Source organism: Uliginosibacterium sp. 31-16, from assembly GCF_030730865.1.
Taxonomy (GTDB): Bacteria; Pseudomonadota; Gammaproteobacteria; order Burkholderiales; family Rhodocyclaceae; genus Uliginosibacterium.
Genome location: NZ_JAVALZ010000003.1, coordinates 79,419 through 95,120, shown reverse-complemented (window position 1 = coordinate 95,120; position 15,702 = coordinate 79,419). Strand labels below are relative to the sequence as shown.

The 15,702-nt window shown below is 64.0% G+C and carries 16 protein-coding genes and 1 riboswitch; of the genes, 7 read left to right on the top strand and 9 right to left on the bottom strand.

Annotated elements, in window-relative coordinates:
• Positions 1 to 48: 48 nt before the first annotated feature.
• From Q9Q94_RS12350 to Q9Q94_RS12340, 3 genes are all read right to left on the bottom strand, one after another.
• Complete coding sequence (locus Q9Q94_RS12350; RefSeq protein WP_305980386.1) at positions 49 to 1,173, bottom strand: D-alanyl-D-alanine carboxypeptidase family protein; 1,125 nt, start codon at positions 1,171 to 1,173, stop codon at positions 49 to 51.
• A gap of 196 nt (positions 1,174 to 1,369) precedes the next feature.
• Positions 1,370 to 2,338 (bottom strand): TRAP transporter substrate-binding protein DctP, encoded by a 969-nt coding sequence (gene dctP, locus Q9Q94_RS12345; protein WP_305980385.1) that lies wholly within the window; start codon positions 2,336 to 2,338, stop codon positions 1,370 to 1,372.
• Positions 2,339 to 2,660: 322 nt separating this feature from the next.
• Positions 2,661 to 3,830 carry a M20 aminoacylase family protein gene (locus Q9Q94_RS12340; RefSeq protein ID WP_305980384.1) on the bottom strand — a complete coding sequence of 390 codons (1,170 nt, stop codon included), beginning with the start codon at positions 3,828 to 3,830 and terminating at the stop codon, positions 2,661 to 2,663.
• A gap of 175 nt (positions 3,831 to 4,005) precedes the next feature.
• On the opposite strand from Q9Q94_RS12340, the gene Q9Q94_RS12335 reads away from it, so the two are divergent.
• The gene (locus Q9Q94_RS12335) at positions 4,006 to 4,746 is read left to right on the top strand and encodes an energy transducer TonB (protein WP_305980383.1); all 741 of its coding nucleotides are present in this window, start codon (positions 4,006 to 4,008) and stop codon (positions 4,744 to 4,746) included.
• Positions 4,747 to 4,768: 22 nt separating this feature from the next.
• On the opposite strand, the gene rmuC is transcribed toward Q9Q94_RS12335, so the two are convergent.
• Genes rmuC through Q9Q94_RS12315 form a run of 4 tightly spaced genes read right to left on the bottom strand, consistent with a single transcriptional unit; the run spans position 4,769 to position 8,449 of the window.
• Entirely contained in the window at positions 4,769 to 6,169 is a 1,401-nt protein-coding gene (rmuC, locus tag Q9Q94_RS12330) for a DNA recombination protein RmuC (RefSeq protein WP_305980382.1), read from the bottom strand.
• 1 nt (position 6,170) lies between these two features.
• Positions 6,171 to 6,713 carry a YaeQ family protein gene (locus tag Q9Q94_RS12325; protein ID WP_305980381.1) on the bottom strand — a complete coding sequence of 181 codons (543 nt, stop codon included), beginning with the start codon at positions 6,711 to 6,713 and terminating at the stop codon, positions 6,171 to 6,173.
• Between the two features lie 10 nt (positions 6,714 to 6,723).
• Positions 6,724 to 6,957, bottom strand: coding sequence for a sulfurtransferase TusA family protein (locus Q9Q94_RS12320; RefSeq protein ID WP_305980380.1), 234 nt, complete (start codon positions 6,955 to 6,957; stop codon positions 6,724 to 6,726).
• Between the two features lie 34 nt (positions 6,958 to 6,991).
• Complete coding sequence (locus Q9Q94_RS12315) at positions 6,992 to 8,449, bottom strand: M48 family metalloprotease (RefSeq protein WP_305980379.1); 1,458 nt, start codon at positions 8,447 to 8,449, stop codon at positions 6,992 to 6,994.
• A gap of 96 nt (positions 8,450 to 8,545) precedes the next feature.
• On the opposite strand from Q9Q94_RS12315, the gene moaC reads away from it, so the two are divergent.
• From moaC to Q9Q94_RS12295, 4 genes are all read left to right on the top strand, one after another.
• On the top strand, positions 8,546 to 9,028 hold the full coding sequence (gene moaC / locus Q9Q94_RS12310; protein ID WP_305980378.1) for a cyclic pyranopterin monophosphate synthase MoaC: 483 nt from the start codon (positions 8,546 to 8,548) through the stop codon (positions 9,026 to 9,028).
• A 190-nt stretch (positions 9,029 to 9,218) separates the two neighbouring features.
• Positions 9,219 to 10,697 carry a CYTH and CHAD domain-containing protein gene (locus tag Q9Q94_RS12305; protein ID WP_305980377.1) on the top strand — a complete coding sequence of 493 codons (1,479 nt, stop codon included), beginning with the start codon at positions 9,219 to 9,221 and terminating at the stop codon, positions 10,695 to 10,697.
• Positions 10,698 to 10,773: 76 nt separating this feature from the next.
• Positions 10,774 to 11,226, top strand: coding sequence for a histidine phosphatase family protein (locus tag Q9Q94_RS12300; protein ID WP_305980376.1), 453 nt, complete (start codon positions 10,774 to 10,776; stop codon positions 11,224 to 11,226).
• 172 nt (positions 11,227 to 11,398) lie between these two features.
• Positions 11,399 to 12,046, top strand: coding sequence for a hypothetical protein (locus Q9Q94_RS12295; protein WP_305980375.1), 648 nt, complete (start codon positions 11,399 to 11,401; stop codon positions 12,044 to 12,046).
• Between the two features lie 209 nt (positions 12,047 to 12,255).
• On the opposite strand, the gene Q9Q94_RS12290 is transcribed toward Q9Q94_RS12295, so the two are convergent.
• Entirely contained in the window at positions 12,256 to 12,534 is a 279-nt protein-coding gene (locus Q9Q94_RS12290; RefSeq protein WP_305980374.1) for an EF-hand domain-containing protein, read from the bottom strand.
• Between the two features lie 265 nt (positions 12,535 to 12,799).
• Positions 12,800 to 12,914, top strand: a riboswitch (ZMP/ZTP riboswitch).
• Between the two features lie 71 nt (positions 12,915 to 12,985).
• Here Q9Q94_RS12290 and glyA point away from each other — a divergent pair.
• Both glyA and Q9Q94_RS12280 read left to right on the top strand, forming a co-directional pair.
• Positions 12,986 to 14,251 (top strand): serine hydroxymethyltransferase, encoded by a 1,266-nt coding sequence (glyA, locus tag Q9Q94_RS12285; RefSeq protein ID WP_305980373.1) that lies wholly within the window; start codon positions 12,986 to 12,988, stop codon positions 14,249 to 14,251.
• A gap of 207 nt (positions 14,252 to 14,458) precedes the next feature.
• Positions 14,459 to 15,046, top strand: a complete 588-nt coding sequence (locus Q9Q94_RS12280; protein WP_305980372.1) for a TIGR00730 family Rossman fold protein — start codon at positions 14,459 to 14,461, stop codon at positions 15,044 to 15,046.
• A gap of 61 nt (positions 15,047 to 15,107) precedes the next feature.
• Here the strand turns inward: Q9Q94_RS12280 and Q9Q94_RS12275 are convergent, their stop codons facing one another.
• The gene (locus tag Q9Q94_RS12275; protein ID WP_305980371.1) at positions 15,108 to 15,599 is read right to left on the bottom strand and encodes a DUF3617 family protein; all 492 of its coding nucleotides are present in this window, start codon (positions 15,597 to 15,599) and stop codon (positions 15,108 to 15,110) included.
• Positions 15,600 to 15,702 lie beyond the last annotated feature (103 nt).

The window sequence follows — 15,702 nt, the reverse complement described above, 5'->3', positions numbered from 1 at the left end:
GAAAACGTGCGTGAAGTGTCGCCCGCAGGCCGCACCTCACGCGCTATTTCAGGCGAACCACAAACGGATGGTGTCGATCAGACGGCGCCACCAGCTGCCCTGCTCGACGGCCTGCATCACGCTCAACGGATATTCGGCCAGCGCCTGCCCATCCAGCGTCAGACGCATCACACCGATTTCCTGACCCGCAGTCAGCGGCGCGATCAGCGGTTTGCGCAGGGTGACTTCCTGACGGATTTCGCCCACCTTGCCACGTGGCACGCTGACGTACTGGTCAGCCATCAAACCCACGGTCACTTCCGGCGCCGCGCCCTTGTAGACCGGCGCCTTGAGCAGTTCCTGACCCGCATTGAACACGCGCGGGGTTTCAAAGTTGAGCAGGCCCCAGTCGAGCAGCTTGGCGGACTCGCGAGCACGCTCCTCCATGCCGGTAGTGCCGGTCACCACCGAAATCACCCGGCGCCCGCCACGCTTGCTGGTAGCCACGAGGTTGTAGCCAGCCGATTCGGTATGGCCGGTTTTCAGGCCATCGACATCCGGGTCGCGGTAGAGCAGCAGATTGCGGTTGTCCTGCTTGATCTTGTTGTAGGTGAACTGCTTGATCGAGTAGATCGGGTAGAACTCGGGAAAATCACGAATGATGGCTTGCGAAATCTTCACCAGATCATTGGCCGTGGTGTACTGCTGCGGATCCGGCATGCCGGTGCTGTTGGCATAGTTGGTATTGAGCAGGCCCAGGCGTTTTGCCTCGGCATTCATCATCCCGGCAAAGGCTTCCTCGCTGCCGGCAATTGCCTCGGCGAGCACCACACAGGCGTCGTTGCCAGACTGCACGATCACCCCGCGCAGAAGCTCATGAACGCTCACCGGCACCTTGATGTCGACGAACATGCGCGAGCCCTGCATCTTCCAGGCGCGCACAGAAGGGGTGAGCAGCTGATCTTCCTTGAGACGGCCTTCCTTGACCGCCTTGAAGCTCAGATAGGCGGTCATCAGCTTGGTCAGCGAGGCCGGCTCGATGCGCGTATCGGCGTTTGCGCCGGCAAGAGTCTGACCGCTTTGTGCATCGAACAAGGCGTAACTGCGGGCGGCTACTTCGGGGGGGACCGGCAAGGCGGCAAAAGAGCAAAGAGGCAGGGCAAGGCTGGCTGCCAGCAGCAAACGACGAATCATGAAAACTCCGGGCGATGAGCCTGAACAGGCTTGAAACATGAGCAAGGCGCGATTTTACTCCTGCTCCGATACATTCATCGCCAAAGAGTTCCGCAATGCAGCAAGAAAAAGCCCCGCCATGCGACTGCATGCGGGGCCATGTCCTCCGTGTGCCAGTACCCCTTCAGGCGGCAACACGATGAAGCCCGGAAAGGAATCAGCTCCTGGCGGTCATCAGCTTGAGCAGCAGCGGCGAGGTGGCCGGATTTTCCATCCAGGGCTTGTAGGCGGCAGCGACGCGTGAGGCAAAGGCGGTGCTGTCGCGCTGCTCGATGAATTTCACGCCTTCCTTCTCCAGACGGGTGCGCGCGGCGATCATGCGCTTGGCCCAGATTTCACGATCGGCCAGAGCCGAATCATGCCCTGCTTCGCGCAGGCCGGCACGCTCGGCGTCGCTGAGCTTGTTCCAGATCACGGCGGAAACCACCAAGGTTTCGTATTGCACGGCGTGGTTGCTGGTGATGAAGAATTTGGCGCGCTTGTAGTGTTGATCGGCTTCGTAGGACAGCAGGTCGTTCTCGGCCGCATCAATGGCGCCGGACTCGAACGCCGCATTCACTTCGTGGTAGGCCAGGGTCTGCGGCTGACCGCCGAGCGAACTGACTGTTTCGCGCAGATCAGCGCGGTTGGGAATGCGCACCTTGAGTCCGTCCAGATCGCTCACCGAACGCGTCGGGCGATTGCGCATGTAGAAAGAACGCGAGCCGCCGTCGTACCAGCCGAGCACGATCATGCCCTTGTCGGCCATGGCCTGCTCAAGTTCCTTACCTACCTCGCCATCGAGTTGCTTGAACATCTGCTTCGCATCGCGGAACAGGAACGGCAATGCCAGCATCTTGGCCTGTGGCGCCAGACGCGACACAGTGCTGGACGTCAGCACGGCCACACCGATTTCACCGCTTTGCAGCCCCGCAATCAGCTTGTTCTGGTTCGATGCCGCTGCCACCGGCAGGAGATTCGGCTGGAAACGGCCGATGCTTTCCTTGACGCGGCTGAGCATGCCTTGCAGGGCAATCGTGGTGGGGTGTTCTTCAGGCTGCGGCGACCAGGCGGCCAGATCGGCAGCACGGGCGGCAAGGCTCAGCGAAGACAGGATGAGGGCGAGGGAAACAAGACGTCGGATCATGGCGTGCACACTGGGGTAATGAATCATTCAGGATCAGCGCGCGCAAGGTAGTCCCTGGTTCCGCACGCTCGCCATGATGGTGCAACAGACCAAGGGTAAACCCCAATCAAATCCCGGGATGGTTTTATAAGCAAACCTGATGAAAACCCGCGCCTGGTGGGCCTCTTCAGCCATCCTGCCGGCAAAGCCAGCCGCAGAGCGGGTCTACAGGCAGCGCCAACGAGAAGCTGCAAGGCTTTCCGGCACGCCCTGTCGTCACCCGCGCCGTTCATTACCGACGAACGGTCGGCGCGTCAGTCTGCTCAGTCCGGCGCCGCTGAGCTCACCCCACTGCCAGCAGTTTTTCGACCAGCCGCACCCAGTAGCTGGCGCCCAGCACAAGGTTGTCGTCGTTGAAATCGTAGTGCTGGTTATGCAAGGTGCAGCCCCCTTCGCCGGGGCCGTTGCCAATCCACACATAGCAGCCGGGGCGATGCTCCAGGAAATGCGAGAAGTCCTCGGCCCCCATGCTCGGCCGCAAGGCCCAGTCGACCTGCTCCACACCGACCAGCTCCCCCGCCACGGCGCGGCACAGCTCGGCTTCGGTCACAGTGTTGATGGTCGGCGGATAGCCTTCGAAACGTTTGAGCTCGATGCTCACTCCCTGTGCGGCAGCGATCCCGTCGCAGATCTGCTGCATGCGCGCCCAGGTGGCCTCGCGCACCGCCGGGCGCAAGGCCCGCGTCGTGCCCTGCAGCAAGGCCTGGCCGGGAATGGCGTTGTAGGCTTCGCCAGCGTGAAACTGGGTGACCGACACCACCGCGCCATCCAGTGGATCGATGCTGCGTGCGGCAATCGTCTGCAACGCGCTGACCAGCGCCGCCCCGGCAACGATGGGGTCGATGGTCAGATGCGGCATGGCGGCGTGACCGCCGTGCCCCTTGATGAGGATGTCGAAGCGGTCCGCGCTGGCCATCACCGGGCCTGGCGTAATGCCGAAACGCCCGACCGGCATGCCCGGCCAGTTGTGCATGCCGAAGATGGCGTCGACCGGAAAGCGCTCGAAGAAGCCGTCGGCAATCATCGCCGCCGCGCCGCCGCGGCCCTCCTCGGCCGGCTGGAACACCAGCACCACGGTGCCGTCGAAGTTGCGGTGTTCGGCCAGGTATTCGGCAGCCCCCAGCAGCATCGTGGTGTGCCCGTCATGCCCGCAGGCGTGCATGCAGCCGGGGTGGCGCGAACGATGGGAGAAGCGGTTGGCCTCCTCGATGGGCAATGCATCCATGTCCGCACGCAGGCCGATGACGCGGCCCGACTTGCCCTTGCTGATCACCCCCACCACGCCAGTCTGGCCGATGCCGCGATGCACTTCGATGCCCCAGCGCTCCATCAGCGAAGCCACCAGATCGGCGGTACGCATCTCCTCGAAAGCCAGTTCGGGGTGAGCATGAATGTCGCGGCGGATTTCGGTCAGGGTCGCTGCGCGGGCAGCAATTTCAGAAATGATGGGCATGGCGGAGTCCGGCTTGTGCGCGATTCTTCCAGCCTGCAATGAAACGGGACGCGAAGACCGGGCGCAGACACAGCTGGAGCACGGCAAGGCAAAGCCTCGATTTTCTTGCAGACTGGAATTACTTGTCGGTCAGGATGGAATTATCAGCCCCCGAATCTTACACTCGGCGCCTGCCATGCTCATCCTGCCTGCCCCATCCGAACACGTCCGGCCGCATCGCCCTGCCCTGTGGCAGCGCGGCTGGCTGCGCTGGCCCATCGCATGGTCGGTCTCGATTGCCATCACGCTCGGCATGCTCGCCGCGCTGGCCGCCATCACCCGTCCCTGGGTGCGCACGCCTCCGCCCGAGCGGCTGGCCGTGGCCCTGCATGGCAACCCGCCTGCCGCTGCCGCGGCGGCTCCACCGGCGACCAACCCCACGCCCCCGCCGGCACCACCGGCACACGCCCGTGCTGCTGCCACACCGGCCCCCAGTCATCCAGCCCCGGTCGCGCTACTTGCAGCGCAGACCCCTGCCCCGCAAGCCGCATCCGGCGGACCTGTCGAGGCAGGCATGCCGGGAACGCCCGCCGCGTCTACTTCTCCCGCCACCCTGCCTGCAGGCTCAGGCGCGGCGCCGCTGTCCGGCCAGGTACCTCTGGCCGACATGCCTCTTCGCCAGCGCTGCCCGCAGCAGATCAAACCCATCTTCCCGCGGCGCGCATCCGATGACGACATCGATCACGGACGCGTACTGCTGCGCCTCCATCTGGAGGCTGACGGGAGGGTACGTTCCGTGGAGATCGTGGAAGCCAGTCCGCGCGGCTACTTTGAAGCCGAAGCCAGCGCCGCAGCCATGCAATGGCGCTGCCTGCCCAGTGGCGAAGCCGGCGACGCCGTGCGTGTCCCTTTCGTGTTCAACGCCAGCCTGGACTGAGCAACTGGGGCTGCTGAAAGATCTAGCCTTCGTCGGGAGCGGTCAGAAGCTGCGTGACCTCGTCCAGCTCGACTTTCTCGATCTTCTGGAAGTGGCTGGAAATCTTGCGACTGGAGATGTGCACATCTTCCACATCCTTGTGCGCGAGGCGGATGTGGTCGGCCAACTTCTGCATGCGCTGATCAAACAGGCCGAAGTCCTTCGAGAGCTTGCCCAAGGCATCCTTGATGAGGTGAATCTGCTTGCGGGTTTCCACGTCCTTGAGCACCGCGCGTGCGGTGTTCAGCACCGCCATCAGGGTGGTGGGCGAAACGATCCATACCCGCTTGTTCTGGGCGTAACCGACCAGATCCGGGTGGTAGGCGTGGATCTCGGCAAACACGGCTTCGGCCGGCACGAACATCACCGCGCCATCGGCAGTTTCGCCGGCCACGATGTATTTGCCGGCAATCGCGTCGACATGCCGCTTGATGTCCTGCTTGAACAGGCTTTCGGCCGCCTTGCGGTCGGTTTCGGCGAGCCCCGGCTCGAACATGCGGTGGTAATTCTCCAGCGGAAACTTCGAGTCCACCGCCACCCGACCAGTCGGCTCGGGCAAACGCAGCATGCAGTCGGCACGCACGCCGCTGGCGAGCTGGCACTGGAATTCATAAGCGTCCGGCGGCAGCGCATTCTGCACCAGCGCTTCAAGCTGCACTTCGCCGAAGGCGCCGCGCGCTTTCTTGTCGCCCAGCAGTTCCTGCAGGCTGACCACATTCACGGTCAGGTCGCCGATTTTCTTCTGTGCCTCGTCAATCACCGCCAGCCGCGTCATCACGTTGGTGAAGGTCTCATTGGTTTTGGCAAAGCCTTCGTCGAGCCGCTGATTGACCACCCCGGTAATTGCATCGAGCCGCTCGTTCATGGTGCGGGTCAGCGTCTCGGTCGTTTCAGCCTGTTGCAACGAAGCCTTGCGCAAGCCGTCCTGCAGCAGCTCGCGGTCGGCCCGCGCCGCTTCGGCGAGTTTTTCGAGGGTTTGTGTGAGCATCTCGGTCTTGAGCTGCTCCTGTCTGGCGATCAGGGTGGCGGCCAGCTCGGCAAGTTTCTGCGCGGTCTCGCCGCCCTGCTTCGTCACCAACCCCTGCAGGGCCACGTTCAGCGCCTGCATCGCCTCGCGCGTCGCGCGCAACTCTTCGGCCACCAGCGCACGCTGGCGCTCGGCACTGTCGGTATGCGCGGCGATCATGCGATCCCCAAGACGATCCAGCCCGGCGGCAAAATCGATGAGCATGGCCCGATGACTGTTGCCCTGCGCCGCCTCCATGCGCTGGATGAGCGCATCACTCTGGGTCTGCTGGGTCGCCGCCTGCTTGCCCAGCCGCAGGCCAAGCCAGACTACCATCAGGATCAACAGCCCGAGGGCGCCGAGAATCGCAATCTCCATCTCAACGCTCCTCGGTCAGCCGCTGCGGCTGGATGTGCAGGGTGTCGCTATCTGCCGCGATCATCGCGTGGCCATCCTGCACCGTGCATTGCAGCTTCATGCCACGCTCGGCAAGCTTGGCCATGTCGGCACACTCCTGCGGCGTGAGACGCCAGACGGTGAGCTTGTCCTGCTTGCCCAGGGCGGCGGCATTGCTCTGCCACCATTGATCGACGCCGCGCCCGAAGGCGTACACGCTGACCTTGTCGGCCTTGCCACAGGCGCGACGGATGAGACGCTCGTCGGGCTGGCCGACTTCGATCCAGTGCTGCACCGAGCCAGTGAGATCGCGATCCCACAAGGCGGGCTCATCATCGGTGGAGATGCCGCGACCAAACTCAAGGGTTTCGGAAGCGTTCAACATGAAAGCGAGCAGGCGCACCATCATGCGCTCGTCGTTTTCGGAGGGGTGGCGGGCCAGGACCAGAGCGTGGTCCTGATAATAGTGGCGGTCCAGATCGGCAATCCCGACGTCCGCCTTGAAGACTGTTGCTTTCAGAGCCAAGGGGTACGCCTTACTTGCGACGCAGCAGGAAAACGAGTTCTTCGCCTTCGCCGGTCGTCGAGCTGATCATTTCGTGGCCGGTCTGGCGCGTGAAGGCCTCGAAATCCTTCACGGCACTCGGGTCGGTGGCCAGCACCTTGAGCACCTGGCCGGACTGCATCGCCGCCAGCGCCTTCTTGGTGCGCAGGATGGGCAGCGGGCATTTGAGGCCGCGCACATCCAGCTCGGTATCGGAGTAATCCATGCTCTTCTTTCCCCTTGTTTCTCCGGGATGCGTCTCAGCGCTCCCGGTTTTTCATTTCCGCACTCATGTAAGCGCGCAATTCGCGCAGGCGCGCGTCAATCGAGGCCTGTTCGATGAAGTCGCCGCCACCACCACGCTGGGCGAGTTCCAGCTGATCAATGGCGCCGCCCAGATCCCCTTGCAGCAGATAGGCTTCAGCCAGCGCGCGGTGCGCCTGGGTATCACGCCCCATCGCGGTGTTGGCCTTGGCCTGCAGCATGTACAGGCGGTAATCCTGGCGGTTGTAACGCGACGGACCATCCACGGCTTTCAGCGCCTCTTGTGGCTTGTCCGCTGCCAGCCAGGATTCGGCCTCGCAGTATACGAGGGATTGACGCGCCGGGTAGCGGGCAATCGCCGCATGACACGCCTGCGCGGCTTCGTCGGGGCGACCTTCGGCGCGGGCCAGGTCCGCGGCAAGCATGGCGATCATCGAGGTATCCAGTTTGAGCGCCTGCAACTGGGTCAGCTCCTTGCGTGCCTCGGCAAATTTGTGCTCCGCCAGCCAGGCTCGCGCCAGACCATACCCGCGCGCGGCCTGCTCTGCCACGGTTTTGGCCGGGCGCGCAGAAAAGCGGGCAATCGCGTTCTGCGGACCGAATTGCAGTGCCTCGATCTTGGCGCGCACCAGCACGTAATCAACGGAATCGGTCTGCGGCCGGGCCCCCATCTGACGCACCCGGCCGGCGATGTCGGCAATCCGGTCCTGCGTCAGCGGGTGGGTGCGCAGGTAGGCCGGGGCATTGTTCTCCACGATCCGGGTATGCTGAAACATGCGTTCGAAGAAATTCGGCATGCCTTGCGGATCAAAACCGCCGGCGCTCAGGATCTGCAAGCCGACACGATCCGCCTCGCGCTCGTAATCGCGCGAGTAGTTCAACTGGCTCTGGATGGCGGCGGCCTGACCGCCCGCCAGCACCGCCCCTGCGGCATTCGGACTGCTGCGTCCGGCCAGCACGGCAATCAGGATCGACGCCAGCAGCATCGCCGTCGTGTTGCCCTGACGCGAGAGCATGCGCGCCATGTGGTGCTGCTCGACGTGACCGATTTCGTGGGCCATCACCCCGGCCAGTTCGGACTCGGCCTGCGAGGTCACGATCAGCCCGGTATGGATGCCGATCACCCCGCCCGGCATGGCAAAGGCGTTGATGGTCGCATCGCGCAACACAAAAAACTGATAGTCCTGATTCTGCGGCACGCCCCCGGCGACCAGCCGGCGCCCGATGGAGCTGATGTACTCCTCCACCTCGGGGTCATCCAGATAGCTGGGTTCGCGGAAGCGGACTTCGCGCATCACCTCCTCGGCAATGCGCTTTTCCTGCGCCGGTGTCAGGGAGGCCTGGGCCGGATCGCCCAGATCCGGCAACTGCTGCGCTGCGACCGACTGCAGCAGCAGGACGGGAATCAGCCCGCCTGCCAGCGCGCGCCGCATTATCGGAAGAATTCTATGCATCCGGCTATGATAATGCCCGCAAGGATTCGTTCAACAGCCCTCCCCGCTCTGCCGGGTAAAAACCAGCAAAGCCGGAGCCACCACCAGGCCACCTCGATGACCACCGAATTCACCCATTTCGACACTGACGGCCAGGCCCACATGGTTGATGTCGGTGCCAAGACTGAAACCGCTCGCCGCGCCGTGGCCACCGGGCGCATCCGCATGCAGCCTGAAACCTTGGCCATGATCCGCAGTGGCAACGCGAAAAAAGGCGACGTGCTGGGCATCGCCCGCATCGCCGCGATCCAGGGCAGCAAGCGCACCTCGGAGCTCATCCCCCTGTGCCATCCGATCCCGCTGACCCGTGTGGCCGTCGAATTCAGCATTGACGAAACAGCCAGCGCTATCGACTGCGCCGTCACCGCCGAAACCGTGGGCCGCACCGGCGTGGAGATGGAGGCTTTGACCGCCGCCAGCGTGGCCCTGCTGACCATCTATGACATGGCCAAGGCCGTGGATCGTGGCATGGTGATCGAATCCGTGCGCCTGCTGGAGAAGGAAGGCGGCAAGAGCGGGCACTGGATTGCAGCAGACTGAGGCCCGGCAAGCCGCGTCTGGCTTTGATCTTCAGCCGTATATGTCAGAGAAGTCCGCCAGACAAGGCTCTCCCGGCGGATATGCCGCAGAACAAGGCGGGAGGCGGCCCTGCGGCCCCCCGCAGTCGCCCGAATGGCGCAGCTCCAGGCTTTGGCCTAGACTCGCGGCCTCTGCTTACAGGCTCCTCGCCATGGCCAACGAAATCGAACTCAAGCTCGCCTTCCCGCCTGCCGCCCGCGCGGCGGTCCTGCGCCACCCGCTGCTGCTCAAGGCCGAGCGGCTCGGCCGTGCGCAGCCCCTGATCAACACCTATTACGACACGCCGGATCTGGCCTTGTCGGCCAAACGCGTTGCGCTGCGCACCCGCAAGGCCGGCAAGCAGTGGCTGCAGACGGTGAAATGCGCGGCCGAGTCGCTGGGCGGGCTGTCCTCGCGGCCGGAATGGGAACAGGCCTTCACGGAGGAATTCGATTTTTCCGCCGTCGATGCCGAAACCCCGCGCCGCTTGCTTGAAAAACATCGCGACGCCATCGTGCCGCTGTTCACCACCCATTTCCGGCGTGAGACTTTTGTGCTGACGCCGCGCGAGGGCGTGCGCGTGCTGGCGATGATCGACAGCGGTGAAGTCAGCGCGAACGGGCGTCACGACCCCATCAGCGAACTGGAGCTGGAGCTGGAAAGCGGCAGTGCCGACGACCTGCTGGCGATTGCCTGTGAGCTGGCCGCCAGCCTGCCCCTGCTGCCCTATGACCCGAGCAAGGCCGCACGCGGCTATGCGCTGTTTCGCGGCGAAACCATCAAGCCTGTCCGCGCAACCGCGCTCCACCCGGATCTGCAAACAGCCCCCCTGCAAGCCTTTACGGACGCGGCTTTCCAGGCCCTTACCGTCTGGGCCGCCAATCAGCATGGCGCGCTTGAACACGATGACCCGGAATTCATCCATCAGCTGCGTCTTGCCCTGCGCCGGCTGCGCAGCCTGATCCGCATTTTCGCCCCGGTGCTGCCGGCCGATTTCGTCACCCACTGGCACGCCGCGCTGGGCGCGCAAGCCCGCCAGCTGGCGACTGCGCGCGACCTGAGCGTACTCTACGATGACGTCCTGCTCGCCGCCTGTGAAGGCGATGCCGATCGCCGCCTGCCGCCCTTGCTGGCCCGTGCCCGCCATGAAGCCAGCGCCGCTACGGCAGCTGTCAAGCAGGCGCTGGCCGCGCCCGGTGCGGGAGTCGCCTTGCTGAACCTGAGCCGTGCGCTACACGCCTTGCCCGCCCCAGCCAGGCAGCCGGAGCTGGCCGATCTGGCCGCCAAGGCCCTGTTCAAACTCTATCAACAGGGGCGCGACTGCCTGGCCACGGCGCAAGCCGAACGCAGCCCGGCCAGCCTGCACGCCCTGCGCATCGCGATCAAACGCATCCGCCACGCGGCCGAGAGTTTCGCACCACTCTTTCCAGCCAAATCCAACGCGCGCCAGCTGGAAAAACTGGCCCGTCTGCAATCCGCACTGGGTCGGCTGCACGATCTGACTGAGGCCATGCCGCGCCTGAGCGCCTGGGCCACCGAGGATCCATGCCTGGGCGAAGCTGTAGCCTTTGTCGCCGGCTGGCAGGCCGCAACAAGCCTGAAACTTCGCCACCGTATCCTGCCGCGCTGTGCGAAGTTGCTGAAGCAATGACGCAACCCGAGCAAACGCCGGTCCCGTAGTTCGGGCCGAAGCCGGCCTACAGCGCCCTCTGCGCCAGGAGAATGAAGTGGATCTTTTGTTATGGAGACACGCCGATGCCGGCGAAGGCAGTCCGGACCATGCCCGTACCCTCACCCCGCGCGGACTGAAGCAATCCCAGCGCATGGCGCACTGGCTTGATGCACATGCGCCTGCCGAGCTGCGCATCCTTGTCAGCCCGGCCACGCGCACACGCCAGACCGCCGAAGCCTGGGGCCACAGCTACGAAATCAGCCCCGCCGTGGGGCTGGACGCAACGCCCCAGAGCCTGCTCGACGCCGCTGGCTGGCCCGATGTGGGCGGCGCCGTGCTGGTTGTCGGCCATCAGCCCACGCTCGGTCAGGTCGCCTCGATCCTGCTGCGTGATGACGACAGCGCGCTGTCGTTCAAGAAGGGCGCGCTGTGGTGGTTCCAGCTGCGCGAGCGCGAAGGCGAGTTGCAGACGGTGCTCAAGACCGTCATCAACGCCGACCTGATCTGAGCCCGTCCCTGCCATGCTGCGGCATGGCAAACGACACACGGAAAATGCCCGCGGAATTCACCTTGCCCTGCCCGAGCTGCCGCGGTTAACATCCACGCTCGAAACAGGGTCGGTTTGCAGACCCGCGCCGGGCCAGAAGCCCGGATAGCTCACCCCTTGCTCAAGGAATGCCATGCACACCGCGCTGAACACCCTGAAAACCGCCCTGAGCGCTCTCCTTCTCAGCCTGTTGCTGACCGCTTGCGGAGGCGGAGGCGGCGGCAGTGATGGCGGCACCGGCAGCAGCAGCTCCGGCATCCCCCCGACTTCGGGCTCGGCAAGCACTGTCAGCGTTGCCAGCCAATATACCTCCGTCAGCAATTACACCTTTTGCAGCGCCGGCACCTGCTCACTGTACAGCACGACAATGGGCGTAAACGGCAGCTTCAAGCCTGCCTCTCCCCTGGCCGCAAACCTGACCAATCAAGACATCAGCGCCAGCCTGGAATCCTTCTCCTTCTCCGACGGCATCAACACCTACGCCAGCACCGATAGTTCCGTGCGGGTTTTCTACTTCCAGGTCACGACCGATGCAAACGCCCGGATCACGGCGCTGAGCATCAAGCTACAGCAATGGAAGTCGGGGGTGGCAACGCATGTCGCAGGTGATCGTTACAGCGAAGCCTTCGTTTCGAGTTCGGGCGGGACTTACGGCCACCACAACTGGACGTGCAACAGCATTGGCATATCCCAAGGAGGCGCAGCCAATTCGTGCATCGGCGCAAGCTCAAGCACCGCGTCGAGCGAAGCCTCTGCCGGCGCGGGCATCATCACGCAATAACGCCCACGCTTGCTCGCCGGCGCCCAGCGCTGGCGATTATTTCGCCAACGATTTGCCTGCAAGCCGCATGGGGCGGTCCTCTCCAGCCATGCTGCCCGTAACACCGCATGCCCGCTTGCGCTGGCGCGGAGCAGGCTGGACAGCGCCGCTGCAGGCGGCTCCACGGCAATACCGTTGCACCGGAGAGCCACCAGCACAGATTGCGAAGGCTAGCTGCGCGGCTCCTCGCCCTTCGCCATGGCTAGGAACTCGGCTTCGGACAGGCGACCATCGCGATTCTTGTCCGCCGTTTTCATCAGCGCCTTCAGCTGCGGCATGGCTTCCGCCTCTTTCATGTCGATATAGCCATCCTGATTGGCATCCAGCGCCTTGAAATCCGATTGATTCAAAGCCACCAGACTCGCCGCCAGGGCCGGGCCGGTCAGCAGGGCGAACGCCGAAACGGTCAGCACGGCACGGATGTTCTTGCGAAAGTCTTGATCAGACATTGGGCACTCCTTTTGGTTATTGAGGGAGCCCCGCGTCAGGCTGCGGGGTGCTCCACATATTGCAAGGCATGTGCCAAACAACAATTCACTTACAAATCAATGTCTTGAAAAATCCACCCGAATTCCTGGCGTCGCCTGACGGCGACAGTCATCCCCTGCATTCCGGCCAGACGCCGTGTAATCAGACACTTGCCTTGTCGCTGAACAGGAACGCCCGGCGTCAGCACGGCCCCCTTGCCTCCCGCCGCGCCATCGGCCACACTCTGCCCATCCGCATGACTGACGCAAACCGGATCGACTGATCCGCAGGGGAGGCGACACCCCGAGGAAGTGCGGACGCAGGCTCAGGCCTGCAGAAGCCGTGCGTCTGGGCGCTTTCCTGCTGGTCAAGCGGGATGCGCCCCTGAACGGCCGCCGCCCTGACCAGCGAACTCTCCTTGTGGAGGTCGCCATGCAATATCCCGTCATCACTGCCACTCCGGCAGCTGCTTCACTCTCCAGCACCGATCCGCAGCTCGCCGCCCTGCTTGCCGCCGAAGACGCGCGCCAGCACGACAAGATCCGCCTGATCGCGTCGGAAAACTATGCCTCCGCTGCGGTCCGCGAAGCCAGTGCCTCGCGCATCACCAACCAGTATTCAGAGGGCTACCCCGGCGCGCGTTATTACGAAGGCCAGCAGCTGGTTGATCAGGTCGAGCGCGTGGCCATCGCCCGCGCCAAGATGCTGTTCGGCGCCGAGCATGTGAATGTGCAGCCGCACTCAGGCTCGCCGGCCAACCTCGCCATCTACCTCGCTTTCCTCAAGCCGGGCGACACGGTGCTGGCGATGCAACTGGCCCACGGCGGCCACCTCACGCATGGCTCGAAGGCTTCAATCACCGGCAAGTACTGGAACGTGGTGCACTACGGGCTCGACCCGGAAACCCGCCTGATCAACTACGCCACCATCCGCGAACTGGCCCTGCAACACCGCCCGAAGTTGCTAATCGCCGGCCACTCGGCCTACTCGCGCCAGCTCGATTTCGCTGCCTTCCGGGCGATTGCCGATGAAGTCGGCGCGATCCTGATGGTGGACATGGCCCACTTTGCCGGGCTGGTCGCTGGCGGCGCACATCCCTCGCCGGTGCCGTATGCCGACGTGGTTACCACCACCACCCACAAATCACTGCGCGGGCCGCGCGGCGCGATGATCCTGTGTCGCGCCGAGCACGCCGCAAAAATCGACAAGGCCGTGTTCCCCGGCCTGCAGGGCGGGCCGCACAACGCCATCACCGCCGCCATCGCCACCACCCTGCACGAAGCCCTGCGCCCCGAGTTTGCGGACTACGCCGCGCAATGTGTGGCCAACGCCCGCGCGCTGGCAGCGGGCCTGATCGAGCATGGCTTCGAGATCGTGACCGGCGGCACCGACAATCATCTGGTGCTCGTCGACCTGCGCAACAAGGGCATTGCCGGCAAGCCCCTGGCGGCAGCGCTGGATCGCGCCGGCCTGGTCACCAACTACAACGCCGTGCCCTGGGACGACCAGCCGCCGCAGAATCCGTCCGGCCTGCGTCTGGGCTCGCCGTCCATGACCACCCGCGGCTTCCGTGAGGCCGAGTTCCGGCGCATCGCCGACTGGATTGCCCGCGTGGTCGACGCCGGGCTGGACGACGCCGTGATCGCGCAGGTCGCCACCGAAACACAGGCGCTGTGCGCCCGTTTTCCGATGCCTTGAGCCCGCGCAGTACCCTTCCTGCGAAGCCGCTTCTGGCGGGCTTCTGCAGGCAGGCTCTCTGGCGAGCCGCAAGGGGCGGACCTGTCAGGGCAAGCCTGCCGGAGAGGTCCGCCGCATGCGCTTATCCGGGCAACCCATCATCAGACTTGCGCCCCGGCACCTGCGCCGCTACGCTCCCCACTCCTTTTTCCTGCGCGCCTCTCCACGATGCAATCTCTCTGCGTTTTCTGTGGTGCCTCTGCGGGCCACAACCCGGCCTTCCGCGAAGCTGCACGGGCCTTTGGCCAGACCCTGGCGGAGCATCAGATCGAGCTGGTGTGGGGCGGCGGTCATGTCGGCCTGATGGGCGTGGTGGCCGATGCCACGCATGCCCATCGCGGCAAGAGCTATGGCGTGATCCCGGAATTCATGGCCGAGCGCGAGCTGGCGCATCCGTTTGCCACCGAAATGGTCATCGTGGATTCGATGCACACGCGCAAGGCGGCCATGGCCAATCGCGCCCATGGCTTCGTCGCCCTGCCCGGCGGGCTGGGGACGATGGATGAGCTCTTCGAGATCATGACCTGGGCGCAATTGCACATTCACCGCAAGCCGATCGGCCTGCTCAATGTGAACGGTTTCTTCGACCCACTACTGGGCTTGATCCGGCACATGGTGGACGCCGGTTTCGTGAAGCAGGTGCATCTGGACCAGTTGCACGTTTCGGACGACCCGGAAAAGCTGATCGCCGCGATGCGTCTGCATCGCCCGCCGGAAGGCGACTGGCTGGCCAAGGTCAGTCCGCAACAAAGCTGACACCCCAGCAAACACAACGGCCCGCAGAGGCGGGCCGTTTGCGGTGCAGGGCCGAGGCGCGTCACTGCTTCATTTTCTGCATGGCCTCCATCATCTTCTTCATCTCTTCCGGGCTCATCTTCGGCTGCCCGGCTGCTCCGGCCGGCCCGATCTTCATGCCATTCACGGTCATGTCGCCCGGCTTCATGTCAGCCTTGCAGGCGCCCAGATAACGCACCTTCATCGTGCTCTTCATTTCCTTCATGCCCTGCAGTGGCGGGGTAAAGGTCGTGGTGTTATCCATCTGGTAAGCGCTCTGGAAATCGCCACTCATCACCGAATGCGCCGTCATGGTGGTCTGCTCCTGCTTGCAGACGGTATCGAATTCCCAGCCGCTGGCCGTCTTCTTGCTGGACGTCAGCTTGCAGTCATTCTTGCCCTGCCCCTGCATGCTCTGTTTCTGCAGTTCGGCATCCGTTTTCTCGTCGATGCACTGCTCCATGGTCGTCACCATGCCGCGCATCATGGCGGACTCCATCTTGATTTCCCATTGCCCCGGCTTGCGCTTGGGCATGTCGAAATTCTGGGCACAAATTGCTCCGCTCAGCAGGCTCAAAGCGGTCCCACAAACCAGCACGCAACTTTTCATGATTTCCCCCAAGACGATACGAATGAGT